At 60.9% G+C, this 17,287-nt stretch carries 23 protein-coding genes; 15 read left to right on the forward strand and 8 right to left on the reverse strand.

What is annotated here, in order from left to right; genetic code table 11:
- Positions 1-12 precede the first annotated feature (12 nt).
- The 12 genes from rpsH to rplQ all read left to right on the forward strand — a co-directional run bounded on the left by rpsH (position 13) and on the right by rplQ (position 7,709).
- A complete protein-coding gene (gene rpsH, locus J3R84_RS05520; RefSeq protein ID WP_025426677.1) occupies positions 13-411 on the forward strand; it encodes a 30S ribosomal protein S8 in 399 nt (132 codons plus the stop codon).
- Between the two features lie 40 nt (positions 412-451).
- Positions 452-985, forward strand: a complete 534-nt coding sequence (rplF, locus tag J3R84_RS05525) for a 50S ribosomal protein L6 (protein WP_025426678.1) — start codon at positions 452-454, stop codon at positions 983-985.
- 12 nt (positions 986-997) lie between these two features.
- Positions 998-1,360, forward strand: coding sequence for a 50S ribosomal protein L18 (gene rplR, locus J3R84_RS05530; RefSeq protein ID WP_025426679.1), 363 nt, complete (start codon positions 998-1,000; stop codon positions 1,358-1,360).
- A 128-nt stretch (positions 1,361-1,488) separates the two neighbouring features.
- The gene (gene rpsE, locus J3R84_RS05535; RefSeq protein WP_025426680.1) at positions 1,489-2,058 is read left to right on the forward strand and encodes a 30S ribosomal protein S5; all 570 of its coding nucleotides are present in this window, start codon (positions 1,489-1,491) and stop codon (positions 2,056-2,058) included.
- A 12-nt stretch (positions 2,059-2,070) separates the two neighbouring features.
- Entirely contained in the window at positions 2,071-2,274 is a 204-nt protein-coding gene (gene rpmD / locus J3R84_RS05540) for a 50S ribosomal protein L30 (RefSeq protein ID WP_025426681.1), read from the forward strand.
- Positions 2,275-2,287: 13 nt separating this feature from the next.
- Positions 2,288-2,758: a 50S ribosomal protein L15 gene (rplO, locus tag J3R84_RS05545; protein WP_025426682.1), complete on the forward strand. Its 471-nt coding sequence runs from the start codon at positions 2,288-2,290 to the stop codon at positions 2,756-2,758.
- A 233-nt stretch (positions 2,759-2,991) separates the two neighbouring features.
- The gene (secY, locus tag J3R84_RS05550; protein ID WP_025426683.1) at positions 2,992-4,332 is read left to right on the forward strand and encodes a preprotein translocase subunit SecY; all 1,341 of its coding nucleotides are present in this window, start codon (positions 2,992-2,994) and stop codon (positions 4,330-4,332) included.
- Positions 4,329-4,907 carry an adenylate kinase gene (locus J3R84_RS05555; protein ID WP_025426684.1) on the forward strand — a complete coding sequence of 193 codons (579 nt, stop codon included), beginning with the start codon at positions 4,329-4,331 and terminating at the stop codon, positions 4,905-4,907. The genes secY and J3R84_RS05555 overlap by 4 nt, the downstream gene beginning before the upstream one ends.
- A 231-nt stretch (positions 4,908-5,138) precedes the next feature.
- Positions 5,139-5,507: a 30S ribosomal protein S13 gene (gene rpsM / locus J3R84_RS05560; RefSeq protein WP_025426685.1), complete on the forward strand. Its 369-nt coding sequence runs from the start codon at positions 5,139-5,141 to the stop codon at positions 5,505-5,507.
- Between the two features lie 228 nt (positions 5,508-5,735).
- The gene (gene rpsK / locus J3R84_RS05565; RefSeq protein ID WP_003536496.1) at positions 5,736-6,125 is read left to right on the forward strand and encodes a 30S ribosomal protein S11; all 390 of its coding nucleotides are present in this window, start codon (positions 5,736-5,738) and stop codon (positions 6,123-6,125) included.
- 103 nt (positions 6,126-6,228) lie between these two features.
- Positions 6,229-7,239: a DNA-directed RNA polymerase subunit alpha gene (locus tag J3R84_RS05570; RefSeq protein ID WP_203527274.1), complete on the forward strand. Its 1,011-nt coding sequence runs from the start codon at positions 6,229-6,231 to the stop codon at positions 7,237-7,239.
- 44 nt (positions 7,240-7,283) lie between these two features.
- Positions 7,284-7,709 (forward strand): 50S ribosomal protein L17, encoded by a 426-nt coding sequence (gene rplQ / locus J3R84_RS05575; protein WP_025426687.1) that lies wholly within the window; start codon positions 7,284-7,286, stop codon positions 7,707-7,709.
- Positions 7,710-7,749: 40 nt separating this feature from the next.
- Here rplQ and msrQ read toward each other — a convergent pair whose 3' ends face one another.
- Both msrQ and msrP read right to left on the reverse strand, forming a co-directional pair.
- On the reverse strand, positions 7,750-8,412 hold the full coding sequence (gene msrQ / locus J3R84_RS05580) for a protein-methionine-sulfoxide reductase heme-binding subunit MsrQ (protein ID WP_025426688.1): 663 nt from the start codon (positions 8,410-8,412) through the stop codon (positions 7,750-7,752).
- Positions 8,413-8,414: 2 nt separating this feature from the next.
- Complete coding sequence (gene msrP / locus J3R84_RS05585; RefSeq protein ID WP_025426689.1) at positions 8,415-9,362, reverse strand: protein-methionine-sulfoxide reductase catalytic subunit MsrP; 948 nt, start codon at positions 9,360-9,362, stop codon at positions 8,415-8,417.
- Positions 9,363-9,560: 198 nt separating this feature from the next.
- Here msrP and J3R84_RS05590 point away from each other — a divergent pair, with 198 nt between their 5' ends.
- The 3 genes from J3R84_RS05590 (at position 9,561) to sugE (ending at position 12,804) form a co-directional block, all read left to right on the forward strand.
- Positions 9,561-10,958 carry a DegQ family serine endoprotease gene (locus J3R84_RS05590; protein WP_025426690.1) on the forward strand — a complete coding sequence of 466 codons (1,398 nt, stop codon included), beginning with the start codon at positions 9,561-9,563 and terminating at the stop codon, positions 10,956-10,958.
- Positions 10,955-12,262: a replication-associated recombination protein A gene (locus J3R84_RS05595; RefSeq protein WP_057210900.1), complete on the forward strand. Its 1,308-nt coding sequence runs from the start codon at positions 10,955-10,957 to the stop codon at positions 12,260-12,262. Before J3R84_RS05590 ends, J3R84_RS05595 begins: the two co-directional genes overlap by 4 nt.
- A 227-nt stretch (positions 12,263-12,489) precedes the next feature.
- A complete protein-coding gene (gene sugE / locus J3R84_RS05600) occupies positions 12,490-12,804 on the forward strand; it encodes a quaternary ammonium compound efflux SMR transporter SugE (RefSeq protein ID WP_025426692.1) in 315 nt (104 codons plus the stop codon).
- A gap of 60 nt (positions 12,805-12,864) precedes the next feature.
- Here sugE and J3R84_RS05605 read toward each other — a convergent pair whose 3' ends face one another.
- From J3R84_RS05605 to J3R84_RS05630, 6 genes are read right to left on the reverse strand one after another with little or no spacing between them, the layout of a single operon-like run.
- On the reverse strand, positions 12,865-13,650 hold the full coding sequence (locus J3R84_RS05605; protein ID WP_057210902.1) for an ATP12 family chaperone protein: 786 nt from the start codon (positions 13,648-13,650) through the stop codon (positions 12,865-12,867).
- A complete protein-coding gene (locus J3R84_RS05610) occupies positions 13,643-14,308 on the reverse strand; it encodes an HAD-IA family hydrolase (protein WP_025426694.1) in 666 nt (221 codons plus the stop codon). Before J3R84_RS05610 ends, J3R84_RS05605 begins: the two co-directional genes overlap by 8 nt.
- Positions 14,308-15,300 carry an RluA family pseudouridine synthase gene (locus J3R84_RS05615; RefSeq protein WP_025426695.1) on the reverse strand — a complete coding sequence of 331 codons (993 nt, stop codon included), beginning with the start codon at positions 15,298-15,300 and terminating at the stop codon, positions 14,308-14,310. The genes J3R84_RS05610 and J3R84_RS05615 overlap by 1 nt, the downstream gene beginning before the upstream one ends.
- Before the next feature lie 37 nt (positions 15,301-15,337).
- Positions 15,338-15,715 carry a fluoride efflux transporter CrcB gene (gene crcB, locus J3R84_RS05620; protein ID WP_057210904.1) on the reverse strand — a complete coding sequence of 126 codons (378 nt, stop codon included), beginning with the start codon at positions 15,713-15,715 and terminating at the stop codon, positions 15,338-15,340.
- Positions 15,716-15,741: 26 nt separating this feature from the next.
- On the reverse strand, positions 15,742-16,575 hold the full coding sequence (fghA, locus tag J3R84_RS05625; protein WP_025426697.1) for an S-formylglutathione hydrolase: 834 nt from the start codon (positions 16,573-16,575) through the stop codon (positions 15,742-15,744).
- A gap of 25 nt (positions 16,576-16,600) precedes the next feature.
- Positions 16,601-17,248, reverse strand: a complete 648-nt coding sequence (locus J3R84_RS05630) for a DUF1345 domain-containing protein (RefSeq protein WP_025426698.1) — start codon at positions 17,246-17,248, stop codon at positions 16,601-16,603.
- Positions 17,249-17,287: the final 39 nt, after the last annotated feature.

Raw genomic sequence — 17,287 nt, forward strand, 5'->3', positions numbered from 1 at the left:
GGAGACGGGCACATGGCAATGACTGATCCGCTGGGCGATATGCTCACCCGTATCCGTAACGGCGCGGCACGCCGCAAGTCGAGCGTTTCCACGCCGGCTTCGAAGCTCCGCGCACGTGTTCTGGATGTCCTTCAGGCTGAAGGCTACATCCGTGGATACTCTGAAGTCGTATTTGGCAACGGCAAGGCCGAGCTGAACATCGAACTGAAGTACTACGAAGGCGCTTCCGTAATCCGTGAGATCGGACGCGTTTCCAAGCCGGGCCGCCGAGTTTATGTCTCGGTTAAGTCCATTCCGCAGGTCGCGAACGGCCTCGGCATCACCATCCTTTCGACTCCGAAGGGTGTGATGGCCGATCATCAGGCACGCGAACAGAATGTTGGTGGCGAGATTCTTTGCTCCGTCTTCTAAGACGTAACATGATCTCCATAGCGAACAGACAGGTATAAAAATGTCTCGTATCGGTAAAAAGCCCGTTCAAGTTCCTGCAGGCGTCACGGCAAGCGTTGATGGCCAGAAGGTAACGGCGAAGGGCCCTAAGGGCGAACTGTTCTTTGTTGCAAACGACGAAGTATCGGTAGCGCTCGAAGACAACGCGGTTGTTGTACAGCCGCTCAACCAGAGCAAGGATGCTCGTTCCAAGTGGGGCATGTCCCGCACGATGATCGAGAACATCCTGAAGGGTGTTAAGGACGGTTACGAGCGCAAGCTCGAAATCAACGGCGTTGGTTACCGCGCTTCGCTGCAGGGCAAGAACTTGCAGCTGGCACTCGGTTTCAGCCACGACGTGGTCTACCAGACGCCGGAAGGCATAACGATCGCTGTACCGAAGCCGACGGAAATCGTCGTCTCCGGCATCAACAAGCAGCAGGTCGGCCAGGTTGCAGCGGAAATCCGCGAATACCGCGGCCCCGAGCCCTACAAGGGCAAGGGCGTCAAGTATGCCGGCGAGCGGATTGTCCGCAAAGAAGGCAAGAAGAAGTAAGGATCACGCGAAATGGCTAGCAGGAAAGATACTCTTGTGCGTCGCGCCAACCGCGTGCGCCGTCAAATCAAGGCGGTCGCGAATGGCCGTCCGCGCCTGTCGGTTCATCGCTCGTCGAAGAACATCTACGTACAGGTTATCGACGACGTGGCCGGCAAGACGCTTGCGTCTGCCTCCACGCTCGACACCGATCTGCGTTCGTCTTTGAAGACGGGCGCTGACGCGGCAGCTGCTGCTGCCGTCGGCAAGCTCATCGCTGAGCGCGCCGTAAAGGCTGGCGTCAAGGACGTTGTCTTTGATCGTGGCGCCTTCATCTATCATGGTCGCATCAAGGCTTTGGCCGAAGCTGCACGTGAAGGTGGTCTGAACTTCTGATCGGTTGCCAGGCGGGCCTTGCGCCCGCCTGGAACCCTCATAAGTTTCCGGTCGCTTCCGATCCACAGGACGGGGGCGACTTTTGTCAATCTGCCGATTGCACCCGGAAAAGAAAAAGGAAAAGGACAATGGCACAGGAAAGAAGGGGTTCTCGCGAAGATCGCCAGAACCGCGAAGAGCGCGACAGCGAATTTGTCGATAAGCTCGTAGCAATTAACCGCGTCGCCAAGGTGGTGAAGGGCGGTCGTCGTTTCGGTTTCGCAGCTCTCGTCGTCGTTGGCGACCAGAAGGGCCGCGTTGGCTTCGGTCATGGCAAGGCGCGCGAAGTGCCGGAAGCCATCCGCAAGGCAACGGAAGCCGCCAAGCGCGATCTGATCTTCGTCCCGCTGCGTGGTGGTCGTACCCTGCATCACGACGTTCACGGCCGTCACGGCGCCGGCAAGGTGCTGCTGCGTTCGGCCAAGGCCGGTACCGGTATCATCGCTGGTGGCCCGATGCGCGCCGTTTTCGAAACGCTCGGCGTTCACGACGTCGTCGCTAAGTCGACCGGTTCGTCGAACCCGTACAACATGGTTCGCGCAACGTTCGACGCCCTCAAGAACCAGATGCACCCGAAGGACATCGCAGCTCAGCGCGGCATGAAGTACGCCACGCTCCAGGCTCGTCGTGTTTCCTCCGGCGCTGCTTCCGAAGAATAAGGGAGCTGACAGATGGCTAAGAAAGAAAACGCTGCGAAGACGGTTACCGTCGAGCAGATCGGTAGCCCCATTCGCCGTCCGGCCGTACAGCGTCAGACGCTCATCGGCCTGGGCCTCAACAAGATGCACCGGGTTCGCACGCTGGAAGATACCCCAGCTGTTCGCGGCATGATCCGGTCGGTCCAGCACCTCGTTCGCGTCGTCGACGAGAAGTGAGGGGGATAAGCTCATGAAACTGAATGAAATCAAGGACAACGAAGGCTCGACCAAGAACCGCAAGCGTCTTGGCCGTGGCATCGGTTCCGGCTCCGGCAAGACTGCCGGTCGCGGTGTGAAGGGTCAGAAGGCTCGTTCGGGCGTTGCCATCAACGGCTTCGAAGGCGGCCAGATGCCAATCTACCGTCGTCTGCCGAAGCGCGGCTTCAACAACATCTTCGCTTCGGAGTTTGTTGTCGTGTCGCTCGGCCGCATCCAGACGGCTATCGACGCCAAGAAGCTTGACGCTTCGAAGACCGTCGATGCAGCAGCTCTCAAGGCTGCCGGCGTGATCCGTCGCGAAAAGGACGGCGTTCGCGTCCTGGCCGATGGCGAACTGAAGGCGAAGATCTCGCTCGAAGTTGCAGGTGCTTCCAAGCCGGCGATCGAAAAGATCGAAAAGGCTGGCGGCTCCATCAAGCTGCTTTCGGCTGCTGCCGAATAATATTACTGATCAACCGCCCGGGGTGCTTCACTCCGGGCGGTTTTGCTCCCATATGTGAGCCTCACGTCCGCGATGGCGAATCGCTCGCCTCGGCGGACATAGCGGAAACCACGGTGAGGCATCCGATTGCAGACACAATCGCCTCGCGTCCGGTTTTCAAGACGAAAAGTTAGTCCTTCCGGAACGGACAGGGTACTCCCGCTGATTCCGAGATTTGGTACGCGGAGAATTGCATGGCTTCTGCAGCGGAACAGCTCGCCTCGAACCTGAATTTCTCGACTTTCGCCAAGGCGGAAGATCTGAAGAAACGACTGTGGTTCACGCTTGGTGCGCTTTTGGTCTACCGTCTTGGCACCTATATCCCGCTGCCCGGCCTCAACCCGGACGCGTTTGCGCAGGCCTTCCAAGGCCAGAGCGGCGGCATTCTCGGGCTCTTCAACATGTTTTCGGGCGGCGCAGTGGAGCGCATGGCGATCTTCGCGCTCGGCATCATGCCCTATATCTCTGCCTCGATCATCGTTCAGCTGATGACCTCCGTCGTTCCGGCGCTGGAACAGCTGAAGAAAGAAGGCGAGCAGGGTCGCAAGATCATCAATCAGTACACCCGCTACGGCACGGTGCTTCTCGGCGTCATGCAGGCCTATGGCATTGCCGTCGGCCTTGAGAGCGGCAACGGCCTCGTGAACGATCCGGGTTGGTTCTTCCGTATTTCCACGGTTATCTCGCTGCTCGGCGGCACGATGTTCCTGATGTGGCTCGGCGAGCAGATCACATCGCGGGGCATCGGTAACGGCATCTCACTGATCATCTTCGCCGGCATCGTCGCCCATCTGCCGACGGCTCTTGCCGGAACGCTCGAGCTTGGCCGCACCGGTGCGCTTTCGACCCCGTTGATCCTGGCGATCATCGTCATGGTCGTTGCCGTCATCGCGCTCATCGTCTTCGTCGAACGCGCCCAGCGTCGTCTTCTGATCCAGTATCCGAAGCGCCAGGTCGGCAACCGCATGTTCCAGGGCGACACGTCGCACTTGCCGCTGAAGCTCAACACTGCGGGTGTTATCCCGGCGATCTTCGCATCGTCGCTGCTGCTGCTGCCGGCGACGCTTGCTGGTTTTGCCAACACCGCGGCGTTGCCCGGCTGGGCCACATCTATCGTCAGCGCGCTCGGTCACGGCCAGCCGCTCTACATGGTGCTCTACGGCGGCATGATTGCGTTCTTCGCCTTCTTCTACACGGCCATCGTCTTCAATCCGAAGGACACAGCCGACAATCTGAAGAAGCATGGCGGCTTCATTCCGGGCATCCGCCCGGGCGAGCGTACGGCTGAATACATCGACTACGTTCTGACGCGCATCACCGTGCTTGGAGCGATCTACCTGATCTTCGTCTGTATCCTGCCCGAAATCCTCATCGCCCAGACTGGCGTGCCGTTCTACCTTGGTGGTACGTCGCTTTTGATTGTTGTCAGCGTTACCCTTGATACGGTAGCACAGATCCAGGGTCACCTCATCGCTCAGCAGTATGAGGGGCTGATCAAGAAGTCGAAGCTGCGCGGAGGAAAGAGGGGACGATGAGACTGATTTTTTTGGGACCGCCCGGAGCTGGCAAGGGGACACAAGCCAAGCTTCTGACGGAGAGGTACGGTATTCCGCAGCTTTCCACAGGTGACATGCTGCGGGCGGCCGTCGCCCAGGCGACCGACGTCGGCAAGCGCGCCAAGGCTGTTATGGACGCCGGACAGCTCGTTTCTGATGCGATCGTCAACGAGATCGTGTCGGACCGGATCGACGCCCCGGATTGTGCCAACGGCTTTATCCTCGACGGATATCCGCGCACGGTCCCGCAGGCGGTCGCTCTCGGCCAGATGCTTAAAGGCAAGGGCTTGAAGCTCGATGCCGTGATCGAGCTCAAGGTCGACGAGACGGCGCTTGTAAAGCGTATGGAGAATCGCGTAGCGGAAACTATCGCTGCGGGCGGCTCGGTCAGATCGGACGATAATCCGGAAGCCTTCAAGCGTCGGCTGACGGAATATCGGGAAAAGACCGCACCTTTGTCGGAGCACTATGCCGGCACCGGTGAGCTTAAGACGGTCGACGGCATGGCCGATGTAGACGCCGTGACTGCACAGATCGAGAAGATTCTGGCCTAGACCCTGGGTCTTTGCCGAAAAGGAACCGCCGGGGAGTTGACTTTTCCGGCTGATTCCGCCAAAGACAGCGCCAACTCGCGACATGGGAGCGATCGGCGCGGTCTTCAACGAAACGAAGTCCGGGTACGGTCGGTTTTGACGTGTCTCGAACCTCAATCAACGTGCGGCTCTTGAGGTCGCGTAACGAAGCACCTATTGCCGGATGGCAACTGGAACGCAAGGAGAATAGACGTGGCACGTATCGCTGGCGTCAACATCCCGACGGCAAAGCGCGTTGTTATCGCGCTGACCTACATTCACGGGATCGGACCGAAATTCGCACAGGAAATCGTCGAGAAGGTCGGTATTCCGGCTGATCGCCGCGTGCATCAGTTGACGGACGCTGAAGTTCTTCAGATCCGCGAAACGATCGACCGCGACTACCAGGTTGAAGGTGACCTGCGTCGCGACACGTCGATGAACATCAAGCGTCTGATGGACCTGGGCTGCTACCGCGGCCTGCGTCATCGCCGCAGCCTGCCGGTGCGCGGTCAGCGTACCCACACCAATGCCCGCACCCGCAAGGGTCCGGCAAAGGCGATCGCCGGTAAGAAGAAGTAATTTCCCGAATAGGGAGATTGGGAGGCTGGCGCACGCGCCGGCCTCCTTTTGCAGTTTGGGAAGGGCGTTGCCCGACCGTCGCATTGCCTAACCGGTTTTGCGAAATGCCTGCAGGGCCGGTTCCACCGGTCCTGGATGAAACTGAAGAAGCAGGGCAGGGGACGAAAATTCCTTTCCCGGTGGAGCCGCTGGAATTACGGCGGTGCAGAGATCTAAGAAAGGGATCCTATGGCCAAGGAAGCCACCCGCGTTCGCCGTCGCGAACGCAAGAACATCACGTCTGGCGTCGCGCACGTCAATTCGTCGTTCAACAACACCATGATCACCATCACCGACGCACAGGGCAACGCAATTGCCTGGTCGTCTGCCGGTGCCAAGGGTTTCAAGGGCTCGCGTAAGTCGACCCCGTTTGCCGCTCAGATCGCCGCTGAAGACTGCGCCAAGAAGGCCCAGGAACACGGCATGAAGTCGCTTGAAGTTGAAGTTTGCGGTCCGGGTTCCGGCCGTGAATCCGCACTTCGCGCGCTGCAGGCTGCGGGCTTCATGATCACCTCGATCCGCGATGTGACCCCGATCCCGCACAACGGTTGCCGCCCGCGCAAGAAGCGCCGCGTCTGATCATTTGCGTTCAAAATGCCGGTGAGGGCGCTTCGGCGTGCTCCCGGACTTCGGGGCTCGGTTGTCACGATTGGATGGTGACAACGAACGGAAGGCACAAAACATGATCCAGAAAAATTGGCAGGAACTGATCAAGCCGAACAAGGTGGAGTTCATCTCCTCGGGCCGCACCAAGGCAACGTTGGTCGCGGAACCGCTTGAACGCGGCTTTGGTCTGACGCTCGGCAACGCGCTTCGCCGCGTGCTGCTGTCGTCGCTTCGCGGTGGTGCTGTTACCGCGGTGCAGATCGACGGCGTCCTGCACGAGTTCTCCTCTATCCCGGGCGTTCGGGAAGACGTGACGGACATCGTGCTCAACATCAAGGAAATCGCCATCAAGATGGATGGCGACGACGCAAAGCGCATGGTTGTGCGCAAGCAGGGTCCGGGCGTTGTAACCGCCGGTGACATCCAGACGGTTGGCGACATCGAAATCCTCAACCCGAACCATGTGATCTGCACCCTCGACGAGGGCGCTGAAATCCGCATGGAGTTCACCGTCAACAACGGCAAGGGCTACGTTCCGGCTGACCGTAACCGTTCGGAAGATGCTCCGATCGGCCTCATCCCGGTCGACAGCCTGTACTCGCCGGTCAAGAAGGTCTCGTACAAGGTGGAAAACACCCGCGAAGGCCAGGTTCTTGATTATGACAAGCTGACGATGTCCATCGAGACGGACGGCTCCGTCACCGGTGAAGATGCGATCGCGTTTGCGGCCCGCATCCTTCAGGACCAGCTGTCGGTTTTCGTCAACTTCGACGAGCCGCAGAAGGAAGCAGAGGAAGAGGCAGTCACCGAGCTCGCCTTCAACCCGGCGCTTCTCAAGAAGGTCGACGAACTGGAACTTTCCGTCCGTTCGGCCAACTGCCTGAAGAACGACAACATCGTCTACATCGGCGACCTCATTCAGAAGACCGAAGCAGAAATGCTCCGCACGCCGAATTTTGGTCGCAAGTCGCTGAACGAAATCAAGGAAGTTCTCGCTTCCATGGGCCTGCACCTCGGCATGGAAGTGCCGTCCTGGCCGCCTGAGAACATCGAAGATCTCGCCAAGCGTTACGAAGACCAATACTAACCATTAGACTGCGGGCAGATGCCTGCAAGTGAAGGAGAATAGCAATGCGCCACGGTAAAGCCGGCCGCAAGCTGAATAGAACCGCCAGCCACCGCAAGGCGATGTTTGCCAACATGGCAGCTTCGCTGATCGAGCACGAGCAGATCGTTACGACCCTGCCGAAGGCTAAGGAAATCCGCCCGATCGTTGAAAAGCTCGTCACTCTCGGCAAGCGCGGCGACCTGCATGCTCGTCGTCAGGCGATCTCGCAGATCCGCGACGCCGCTGTCGTTTCGAAGCTGTTCGACACGATCGCATCGCGTTACGCCACCCGCAACGGCGGCTACCTGCGTATCATGAAGGCTGGTTTCCGCCAGGGCGACAACGCTGCTCTCGCCGTCATCGAATTCGTTGACCGCGACACCGATGCAAAGGGTGCGAAGGATCGCGCTCGCGTCGCAGCTGAAGCTGACGCCGCAGAAGCAGCCTGATCTTTTCAGGTAAGCTGAATTGAAAGCGGCCGGGTGTTCGTCACCCGGCCGCTTTTTCTGTTTCCGCTGTCCGGATCGGTCGGTTGGCGACCTGCCGTTTACGCTTCAGATAGGGCTTGCGCACCAGGCGCCAGCAAAGGAGCAAGGTGACCAAAGCCAGATAGGTCATCTGCTCGAGGCCGACCACCTTGACTGACATGGCGAAATGCAGCGCTCCCGCCGCGGCGATCACATAGGCAAGCTTGTGCAACTGGTTCCATTTGCTGCCGAGCCTACGGATCGACCAATTGTTGGATGTCAGCGCCAGGGGGATGAGCATCAGCAGCCCGGCCATTCCGATGGTGATGAACGGGCGCCGGGCGATGTCGGCGATGATGGCGGGGATGTTCAGGACCTGGTCGAGCAGGAAATAGGCCAGGAAGTGCATCACCACATAGTAGAACGCCAGCAGCCCGAGTGCGCGCCGGTAGCGCAGCCAGTTGACGCCGAAGATATCGCGGATGGGGGTGATCGCCAGCGTGGCGACCAGAAAGCGCAGCGCCCAGATGCCGAGCAGGTGCTCGAATTCCTTGACGGGGTTTCCAGGCAGGCGTCCGGTGGCGCCGAGGTAAAAGGCGGCAAGGGCCGGACAGAGGCCCAGCCCGTACAATCCCCAGACGGACGCGGAGTGAAAGCGTTTCGGCAGGGCGGGCAGCTTGGGCATTCTTAGAAGTTCGCTCTCAGGTCCATGCCGGCATAGAGACCGGCGACTTCTTCCGCATAGCCATTGAAGGGCAGGGTATCGCGTCGGTTGGCGCCGAAGAAACCACCGCCACCGATCCTGTTTTCGGTCGCCTGGCTCCAGCGTGGATGGTCGACGGTCGGGTTAACATTCGCATAGAAGCCGTACTCATTGGGTGCCGACAGGTTCCATGTCGAAGGCGGCGGCGTTTCCGTCAACGAGATTCGCACGATCGACTTGATACCCTTGAAGCCATACTTCCAAGGAGTGACCAGTCGGATCGGCGCACCGTTCTGATTTGGCAGGGTCTTGCCATAGACGCCGACCGAGAGAATGGTGAGCGGATGGCGCGCCTCGTCGAGGCGCAGACCCTCGCGGTAAGGCCAGGGCAAAGCCTGAAAGAAGCCTGATTGGCCGGGCATCTCCTCGGGGCGCACCACGGTCTCGAATGAGACATATTTCGCATTGCCGAGTGGCTCGACTTTGTCGAGCAGGGCTGCGAGCGGGAACCCGGTCCAGGGAATGACCATCGACCAGGCTTCGACGCAACGCATCCGGTAGACACGCTCCTCGATTGGAAGCGCCAGAAGCTCCTCCAACCCGAATTCCTTCGGCTTGCCGACAAGACCATCGACCTTCACGGTCCATGGGGTCGGTTTGAAGGTATCCGAGTTGGCCGCAGGATCGGCCTTGCCGGTCCCGAACTCATAAAAATTGTTGTAGCCGGTGACGTCGGCCTCCGGCGTCAGATCCTCCTCGACGGTGTATCTGCCCTTGGGTGCGGCGAGTGCAGCCGCTTGGACCGAACCGACGCCAGTGCCTGCAATCAGCAAACCACCTGCCGTCGTCGCTAGAAAGGCGCGGCGCGAGAGAAAGCAGCTCTCCGGCGTGATTTCGGACGATGCGATTCTCGGTGGACGATAGGCCGGCATGATCTTTTCCGCTTTCAACGTGTGGGTCTTGTCTGCTCAAACTGACCAGAGTTTCGATCACTGAGAAAGAGGCGGATAACCACGTTTTCGTGCGTTCTACGTGATGGCGCCGACTTTGCGTATCTCGCAGTGACGTTTGCCTTTTTTCCTGCGAAATCCTATCTGAACGTAGCCGCGACGAATAGGAGAAGGCTTCATATGATCTTTGGTTCAAGGGCGCTTGCGACGCTCGTTCTCGCCGTCTCTCTCGCCTGTCCGGCAATGGCCCAGGATGCGAAGGTCGTGCCCCAGTCGCGCACCGAGATGCAGCTTTCCTTCTCGCCTCTGGTCAAGCAGACGGCGAATGCGGTCGTCAACGTCTATGCCGAGCGCGTGGTCGAGCGCCGGTCGGTCTTCTCGGGCGATCCCTTCTTCGAAGAGTTCTTCGGGCAGCGCATGCCGAACCGCAGCGAGAAGCAGTCGTCGCTCGGATCCGGCGTGATCGTCGGCAAGAACGGCATCGTCGTTACCAATAACCACGTCATAGAAGGCGCCGACGATATCAAGGTGGCGCTTGCCGATGGCCGCGAATATCCCTGCAAGATCGTGCTCAAGGATGACCGCCTCGATCTTGCGGTCCTGAAGATCCAGTCCGATGGTCCGTTCGACATCATCCCGATCGGCGATTCCGATGCGGTCGAGGTCGGCGATATCGTTCTGGCGATCGGCAATCCCTTCGGCGTCGGGCAGACGGTGACGAGCGGCATCGTTTCCGCGCTCGCCCGCAATCAGATTTCGTCGGGCGATTTCGGCTTCTTCATCCAGACGGACGCCGCCATCAACCCCGGCAATTCCGGCGGTGGCCTGATCGACATGAACGGTGCGCTGATCGGCATCAATACCGCGATTTTCTCCAAGGGCGGCGGCTCGAACGGCGTCGGCTTTGCCATCCCTGCCAATCTGGTAAAGGTGTTTGTCGCCTCCGCCGAGGGCGGCAATGGCTCCTTCGTGCGTCCGTTCATCGGCGCGTCCTTCGAGCCCGTGACCTCAGAAGTCGCGGAAGCTCTTGGCCTTGATCGCGCTCGCGGCGCGCTTGTCACCGCCGTCGTCACCGACGGGCCCGCAGCCTCAGCTGGCATCAAGCCGGGGCAGGTGATCACAGCGGTCAACGGCATCGCCGTGGAACATCCCGATGCCCTCGGCTACCGCCTGACCACGGTCGGTATTGGCCACGAGGCCCGCGTCACCGTTTCCGAAAACGGCAAACCGCACGATGTCAGCCTGAAGCTCGACCGTGCACCGGAGACGTCGCCCCGCGACGAGCGCCTCATCGAGGGCCGCAATCCGTTTGCCGGTGCGGTCGTAGCCAATCTCTCTCCCCGATTGGCCGACGAACTGCGCATGTCGACCTCGCTGCAGGGTGTCGTCGTTACCGAGATCAACCGTGGCTCGCCCGCCGCGCGCATCGGACTGGCGCCGAAGGATATTATCCGCTCCGTCAACGGCGCGTCGATCGACAGTTCGAAGACATTGGAGAGCGTGATGGCCGAGGGTGCCTCCTTCTGGCGCGTCGAAATCGAGCGCGATGGCCAGATCATTCGTCAGTTCTTCCGATGAGCGATCTCTTCTCGTCCTCCGAGCCGCCGGAAATGACCTCGGCAAGACCGCTTGCCGATCGTCTGCGGCCGCGCACGCTGTCCGAAGTCACCGGCCAGGAACACCTGACGGGCGTGGATGGCGTGTTGACGCGCATGATCGCATCGGGCTCGCTCGGATCGATGATCTTCTGGGGACCGCCTGGAACGGGCAAGACGACGGTCGCCCGGCTGCTGTCGGGCGAGGCGGGGCTTGCCTTCGAGCAGATCTCGGCGATCTTTTCCGGTGTCGCCGACCTCAAGAAGGTTTTCGAATCGGCAAGGGCCCGGCGGATGTCGGGCCGCCAGACCTTGCTCTTCGTCGATGAGATTCATCGTTTCAACCGTGCCCAGCAGGACAGCTTCTTGCCCGTCATGGAAGACGGCACGGTCATCTTGGTCGGGGCGACGACAGAAAATCCGTCTTTCGAACTCAACGCCGCTCTCTTGTCACGCGCCCGTGTGCTGACGTTCAAGCCGCATGGAGAAGAGAGCCTGCGAGAATTGCTGAAGCGCGCCGAAGAGACGGAAGGCAAACCTCTTCCGCTGGATGAGGACGCCCGGGCAAGCCTGATCCGGATGGCCGATGGCGACGGCCGGGCGGCGCTCACGCTGGCCGAGGAGGTCTGGCGCGCCGCGCGGGCGGACGAGATCTTCGATGTCGACGCGCTGCAGAGGATCGTGCAGCGACGAGCGCCGGTCTACGACAAGGGGCAGGACGGTCACTACAACCTGATTTCGGCCCTGCACAAATCGGTGCGCGGCTCCGACCCGGATGCGGCACTTTATTATCTCTGCCGAATGTTCGATGCCGGCGAGGATCCGCTCTATCTCGGACGGCGCCTCGTCCGCATGGCGGTGGAGGATATCGGCCTTGCCGATCCTCAGGCACTGGCGATCTGCAATGCCGCCAAGGATGCGTATGATTATCTCGGTTCGCCGGAAGGAGAACTGGCGTTGGCCCAGGCCTGCGTCTATCTCGCGACCGCACCGAAATCGAATGGTGTCTACATGGCTTACAAAGCGGCCATGCGGGCGGCCAAGGAAAACGGTTCGCTTCTGCCGCCGAAGCATATTCTGAACGCGCCGACCAAGTTGATGAAGGGCGAGGGCTACGGCGACGGCTATCGTTACGACCACGATGAGCCCGATGCGTTTTCGGGCCAGGACTATTTCCCGGAAAAGATGGGACGCAAGACCTTCTATGACCCGCCGGAACGCGGCTTCGAGCGAGAGATCCGCAAGCGGCTGGAATGGTGGGCAAAGCTGCGGCGTGAGCGGAGCTGACTCCATCTCTCTGTTGCGACGCATTTCCTGGCGGGAAACCGCTTCGCACTTTTTGCTGGAAATGCTTAAGCCTTGCCGGGCGTGCAGGGCTGATTTGCCCGGGCATATCTTGCTGCCGTCAGAAAACCGTGAGATAGAACCCGCGTTGCAGACGGCTGCACGGTTTTGAGACTTTCGATACCGAACATCCGCGGGGACGGCCTCGCTCCATACTCTAGGAGTTTGAAATGGCCTGGTTAATCCTCCTGCTTGCCGGTATCCTCGAAATCGGCTGGGCAATCGGTCTCAAATACACCGACGGTTTCACGCGGCTGACGCCGACGGTCCTGACCGTCGGTTCGATGATCCTTAGCATCGCCTTGCTTGGTCTGGCGGTCCGAACGCTGCCGCTCGGCACGGCCTATGCCGTCTGGACCGGCATCGGCACGGTCGGTACCGTCATTCTCGGCATTTTCCTCTTTGCCGAGCCGGCGACGTTCGTCCGCCTCGGTTGCATCACGCTGATCGTTGCCGGTATTGCCGGGCTGAAGCTTTCTGCCTAACGCAACGTCAGAGATCTCTCGCAAGGGCAGCTGACTTTCGCAGCCTGTTCCGGCGCGCCGCTATCGCAGCGCGTCGAGGACGGCAGTCGCCGCCTGCATCTCCTGCCAGCGGCCCTCGCGGCGCTTGAACGCTTCCTCGTCTGTGCCCCAATGCTCGATCTGCCAGTCCTCATCGACATGGGCTGCAATCCAAGCCTGTTCGGCGGTCAGCCGGCCGGACGCGAACGCAACCGCGAGCAGCGCCGAGCCGGTCAAGGTGGTGATCGTATGCACGCAGGTCAGGCCGAGCGGCGTCGCAAAGGCGCGCAGGCCCTCTGCATAGGCGGTGATTGCCTCACCGGTCTGTTCCTGGTGGATGACGCCCTCGGCCAGAATGAAGCGGGCGCCGAGCGACTGCGCAGCCCATTCGAGCACCGGGTTCCAGACGGCGTTCTGCCGTCCGACGAGCCCTTCCGGGCTGGACGCGCGGTAGCAGAGCAAGTCGGTTCCAGCGAAACGTAAGATGTCCTCGAAAACCGAGCGCTGGTCCTTCGCCACACCGTCGAGCGCCGTGTTGGCGATCCGGGTGACCGGCATCTTGGCGGGGTCGATGACCTCGACCTGCGCATCCCATTCGGCTGCCAGCATTTCGGCAAGCTTCAGGGTCGGGACCGCAAGCAGATTTTTCGCCGGCGTGCGCACCGGTCGGCCGTCAAGCAGCACGCTGTGGCCGCCGTCTTCCGAAGTGCCGATGCTGACGTCCTTGTAGAAGCGCTTGGGCAGCGGCTTCAGCATCTGGATCTGTGCGCGCCGGACCGGGTCCTCGTGGCTCAACGCACCGCTGAGTTCATCGCGAATATCAGGCATGATAGTGTTCCATCCACTCCATGATGTCGGCCGGCGTCCGTGCAATGTAGTCGGCCCCCGCCTCGACGAGATCCGGTACGTCGGCATAACCCCACGCAACACCGATGGCGGCGGCGCCGGCGGCCTTCGCCATCTGCATATCATAAATCGCATCGCCGATGACGACAGTATCGCTCGGATCAATCCCGGCTTCCGAGCAGCATTCCGAGACCATTGCTGGATGCGGCTTTGAAGGGCAGTCGTCGGCCGTGCGCGAGACGAAGAATATCCGGTCGAAGCCGTGGGTCTCGGCGATATGCGTCAGACCGCGGCGCGATTTGCCGGTGACCGCGCCAATCAGCAGCTCGTCGCGGCCGGACAGCGTCTGCATCATCTCCGCGATGCCGGGAAACAGCAGCTCCTGAAATCCGGATTCGCCGCGCACGCCGGCAAAAATCGCCTTGTAATGGGCCGTCATTGCCAGCGCCTGGTCGTCGACATGCTCGTGTCCGAGCAGGCGAGCAATGGCGATGTCAAGGGTCAGGCCGATGATGCCCTTGGTCGCGGAAAGTTCGGGTCGATCGAGTTCGAAGGCTTCGAAGGTCCGTGCCATCACTTCGTGGATCAGACCGCCGCTGTCGACCAGCGTGCCATCGCAATCGAAAAGCGCCAGTTTCATCAGTCGTCCTCGCCGGGCTCGTTCTCTTCGAAGCCTAGCAGGTTCCAGCTCTGGACCATGTGCGGCGGCAGCGGCGCAGTCACCCGCAGGCGACCGCCATCCGGGTGCGGGATATCGATATGGCGTGCGTGCAGGTGCAGCCGGTTCTGCATGCCGCCGGGCAGGCTCCAGTTGAAATCGGCGTCGAAATACTTCGGGTCGCCGAGGATCGGATGGCCGATGTGCAGCGCATGCACGCGTAGCTGATGGGTACGGCCGGTATAGGGCTCCATCTCCAGCCAGGCGAGGTTCTGTGCTGCCTGCTCGCGCACACGGTAGTAGGAAATGGCGTGGTCGGCGCCATCTTCACCGTGCTTGGCGATGCGCATGCGGTCGCCGTCCGGCGTCTGTTCCTTGACCAGCCAGGTCGAGATGCGGTCCTCGCGCTTGCGCGGGACGCCCTTCACCAGTGCCCAATAGGTCTTCTTGGTGTCGCGCTCGCGGAAGGCAGCCGTCAGCTTCTGCGCGGCGCCACGCGTGCGGGCAATCACCAGAACGCCGGAGGTGTCGCGGTCGAGGCGATGAACCAGACGGGGTTTTTCGCCACGCTGGTTGGTCCATGCCTCGAGCATCTTGTCGATGTGTCGGTTGACGCCGGAGCCGCCCTGTACCGCAAGCCCAGCCGGCTTGTTCAGCACGATAACCTTCGCGTCCTCGTGCAGCACCATGCGCGACAGCAATTCCCCGTCGGGCGAGTGGCGAAGGTCGCGTCCGGCGATCGGGCCAGTCTTTATCTCCTTGGCGTCGACGTTAAGCGGAGGGATGCGGACCGTCTGGCCCGTCTGCAGGCGCGTGTCGGATTTGACGCGGCCGCCGTCGACACGGATCTGGCCCGAGCGCAGCAGCTTCTGCAGCGGACCGAAACCCAGTCCGGGGAAATGCACCTTGAACCAGCGATCGAGGCGCATGCCTGCCTCGTCGCCGTCCACCTGCTTGTGTTCTATGCCTGCCATCTCAGCGAACCTGCTTCCTGTTCTTTAGAGGCAGCCTTTAGACCATTGCGCGCATCAGGGCCAGCCCGGCAAACACCGCCAGTATCGAAAGCACGATGCTGGCGGCGATGTAGCCGAGCGCGAGTGCAGCATCGCCACGCTCGAGCAGCATAATGGCGTCCAGTGAAAAAGCCGAAAAGGTGGTGTAACCGCCCAGCACGCCGGTGATCAGGAACAGTCGCATCTCCGGCGAAGCGCCGAACTTGCGCATGATCAGCTCCGCAAGCAAGCCGATCAGGAACGAGCCGGTGACGTTGACCATGAGCGTTCCCCATGGAAGGGCCGGGCCCCATCGTTGAACCGTCCAAAGGCCGACAAGATAGCGGGCCATCGATCCGATGGCGCCGCCGGCACCGACGAGAAGAAGTTGGGACATCGCAGCCTCCGGCCGTTTCACTGGGATCAGGCCAGCCGCTCGGCGTGCCACTTCAGATGATCGCCCATGAAGGTCGAGATGAAGTAATAGGAGTGATCGTAGCGCTCATGCATGCGCAGCGTCAGGTCGATGCCGGTTCCCTTGATCGCTTCCTCGAAGAGCCATGGCCGCAGGCCGTTGTCGAGGAAACTGTCCGCCTTGCCCTGGTCGATCAGGAACTCCGGGAAGCGGGCACCATCCTTGACCAGCGCGCAGGCATCGTATTGCCGCCAGGCGGCCCTGTCCTCGCCGAGGTATTTCTCGAAGGCGCCGATGGACCAGTCGGCCGTCGACGGCTCGACGATCGGCGCAAAGGCCGAGCAGCTGCGGAAACGGTCCGGATGCTTGAGCGCGATGGTCATTGCACCGTGACCGCCCATCGAATGGCCGAAAATGCCCTGCCGGCTCATATCGATGCGAAAATGCTGGCTGACGAAGGCCGGCAGCTCCTCGGTGATGTAGCTGTACATCTGATAGTGCTCGGACCACGGTGTTTGCGTGGCATCGAGGTAGAAGCCTGCGCCCTTGCCCATCTGCCAGTTGGTGAGTTCGTCGGGAACTTCCGTGCCGCGCGGGCTGGTGTCGGGGCAGACGACGATCAGCCCGAGCTCGGCTGCCATACGGCGGTACTCACCCTTTTCCATCACGTTGGCATGGGTGCAGGTGAGGCCCGAGAGATACCAGAGCACCGGCCGCGGCTCCTTGATCGCCTGTGGCGGGACGAAGACAGCAAACGTCATCTCGCCCTTGCAGGCCGCGGATTCGTGCGAGAAGACGCCCTGCATGCCGCCAAATGCGGTGTTCTGAGAAAGGACTTTCATCAAATGCTCCTTGGATATCGTGGGATCAACCGGCGAGTTGCACGGCCGCGTTGACCGCAGCGGCGACAAGCACGGTGTTGAAGAAGAAGGAGACGATGGCGTGCATCAGGTTGATGCGCCGCATCGCCGTGGTGGTGATGGCGACGTCCGAAGTCTGGGCGGTCATGCCGATCACGAAGGAAAAATAGAGGAAATCATAGCCGCCGGGTTCCGGCGTCTCGGGAAAATCGAGGCCGCGCTGCGGGGCAGGGGTTTGCGCGCCGTCGTCAGGCACCCAATAGACATGGGCATAGTGCATGGCCGCCATCACGTGGATGGTCGCCCAGCCGAGAACGACCGAGGCAAAGGCTAGCGCCAGTTCGAGCGTTGGCCCCTTACTTTCGCCGTTCAACGCGAAGAACAGCGAGACCAGCGCCGTGGCGGCCGCTGCGAAAGTGACCAGGAAAATCACCGCTTCGGGTTCGTCGGTGTTTCTCGCATGCGTCTTGAGATGCTTGCCCGTCATCATCCGCAGCCGCCGGGCGCTCATGATCAGGTAGACGCAGAAAAAAGTGACGGCTGAGACTTCGAAACTATAGCGCGGCGCGGCAAACCACATGACGGGCAGGCTGGCAAGAGCACAGGGGAGCGCGGTGTAGAACGGCCAGTGCCTGAGCCTTGTCGTCGCTGTCATCGGAGTGCCCCTGCGATCCCTTGCGGATTGACGCCGCGC

It is taken from the genome of Ensifer canadensis (assembly GCF_017488845.2).
Classification (GTDB): domain Bacteria; phylum Pseudomonadota; class Alphaproteobacteria; order Rhizobiales; family Rhizobiaceae; genus Ensifer; species Ensifer canadensis.

What these genes read in the sequence shown, in the direction of transcription:
- msrP (WP_025426689.1), bottom strand. Translation starts at nt 9,362, where the DNA reads ATGCCGGCCTATCGTCCACCGAGAATCGCATCGTCCGAAATCACGCCG.
- J3R84_RS05615 (WP_025426695.1), bottom strand. Translation starts at nt 15,300, where the DNA reads ATGGCAGGCATAGAACACAAGCAGGTGGACGGCGACGAGGCAGGCATG.
- rpmD (WP_025426681.1), top strand. Translation starts at nt 2,071, where the DNA reads ATGGCTAAGAAAGAAAACGCTGCGAAGACGGTTACCGTCGAGCAGATC.
- fghA (WP_025426697.1), bottom strand. Translation starts at nt 16,575, where the DNA reads ATGAAAGTCCTTTCTCAGAACACCGCATTTGGCGGCATGCAGGGCGTC.
- rplO (WP_025426682.1), top strand. Translation starts at nt 2,288, where the DNA reads ATGAAACTGAATGAAATCAAGGACAACGAAGGCTCGACCAAGAACCGC.
- rplQ (WP_025426687.1), top strand. Translation starts at nt 7,284, where the DNA reads ATGCGCCACGGTAAAGCCGGCCGCAAGCTGAATAGAACCGCCAGCCAC.
- crcB (WP_057210904.1), bottom strand. Translation starts at nt 15,715, where the DNA reads ATGTCCCAACTTCTTCTCGTCGGTGCCGGCGGCGCCATCGGATCGATG.
- rplF (WP_025426678.1), top strand. Translation starts at nt 452, where the DNA reads ATGTCTCGTATCGGTAAAAAGCCCGTTCAAGTTCCTGCAGGCGTCACG.
- rpsH (WP_025426677.1), top strand. Translation starts at nt 13, where the DNA reads ATGGCAATGACTGATCCGCTGGGCGATATGCTCACCCGTATCCGTAAC.
- J3R84_RS05595 (WP_057210900.1), top strand. Translation starts at nt 10,955, where the DNA reads ATGAGCGATCTCTTCTCGTCCTCCGAGCCGCCGGAAATGACCTCGGCA.
- sugE (WP_025426692.1), top strand. Translation starts at nt 12,490, where the DNA reads ATGGCCTGGTTAATCCTCCTGCTTGCCGGTATCCTCGAAATCGGCTGG.
- J3R84_RS05610 (WP_025426694.1), bottom strand. Translation starts at nt 14,308, where the DNA reads ATGAAACTGGCGCTTTTCGATTGCGATGGCACGCTGGTCGACAGCGGC.
- msrQ (WP_025426688.1), bottom strand. Translation starts at nt 8,412, where the DNA reads ATGCCCAAGCTGCCCGCCCTGCCGAAACGCTTTCACTCCGCGTCCGTC.
- rplR (WP_025426679.1), top strand. Translation starts at nt 998, where the DNA reads ATGGCTAGCAGGAAAGATACTCTTGTGCGTCGCGCCAACCGCGTGCGC.
- rpsK (WP_003536496.1), top strand. Translation starts at nt 5,736, where the DNA reads ATGGCCAAGGAAGCCACCCGCGTTCGCCGTCGCGAACGCAAGAACATC.
- J3R84_RS05570 (WP_203527274.1), top strand. Translation starts at nt 6,229, where the DNA reads ATGATCCAGAAAAATTGGCAGGAACTGATCAAGCCGAACAAGGTGGAG.
- rpsE (WP_025426680.1), top strand. Translation starts at nt 1,489, where the DNA reads ATGGCACAGGAAAGAAGGGGTTCTCGCGAAGATCGCCAGAACCGCGAA.
- J3R84_RS05590 (WP_025426690.1), top strand. Translation starts at nt 9,561, where the DNA reads ATGATCTTTGGTTCAAGGGCGCTTGCGACGCTCGTTCTCGCCGTCTCT.
- J3R84_RS05555 (WP_025426684.1), top strand. Translation starts at nt 4,329, where the DNA reads ATGAGACTGATTTTTTTGGGACCGCCCGGAGCTGGCAAGGGGACACAA.
- secY (WP_025426683.1), top strand. Translation starts at nt 2,992, where the DNA reads ATGGCTTCTGCAGCGGAACAGCTCGCCTCGAACCTGAATTTCTCGACT.
- J3R84_RS05630 (WP_025426698.1), bottom strand. Translation starts at nt 17,248, where the DNA reads ATGACAGCGACGACAAGGCTCAGGCACTGGCCGTTCTACACCGCGCTC.
- J3R84_RS05605 (WP_057210902.1), bottom strand. Translation starts at nt 13,650, where the DNA reads ATGCCTGATATTCGCGATGAACTCAGCGGTGCGTTGAGCCACGAGGAC.